Origin of the sequence: Erythrobacter donghaensis (assembly GCF_001557325.1) — a bacterium.
GTDB lineage: Bacteria > Pseudomonadota > Alphaproteobacteria > Sphingomonadales > Sphingomonadaceae > Erythrobacter > Erythrobacter donghaensis_B.
This window is the reverse complement of the sequence record NZ_LSJS01000317.1, coordinates 1-291: the sequence shown is the minus strand read 5'-3', so window position 1 is coordinate 291 and position 291 is coordinate 1. Positions and strand designations below refer to the sequence as shown.

General features: G+C 65.6%; 1 protein-coding gene. It reads right to left on the bottom strand.

Annotated features, from left to right (window positions below):
• Positions 1-291 (bottom strand): transposase (locus AX692_RS18275; RefSeq protein WP_196491824.1); only part of this gene is annotated, 291 nt, incomplete at both ends.

The window sequence follows — 291 nt, the reverse complement described above, 5'->3', positions numbered from 1 at the left end:
CGGCATGCTGGCGGTTCACATCGGCGCGCACGAGGCTGCCATCGACCGCGAAGCCTTCACCGCCGACCAACCCCTCGGCAATGCAGCGCGCCACGGTCGTCTCGAACAGCTGGCGCAGCACATCACTGTCGCGGAAGCGCCCGTGCCGGTTCTTCGAGAAGGTCGAGTGGTCGGGCACATCGCCTTCCAGCCCGAGGCGACAGAACCAGCGATAGGCGAGGTTCAAATGCACCTCCTCGCACAGCCGCCGCTCGGACCGGATGCCCATGCAATAGCCGATGATCAGCATCC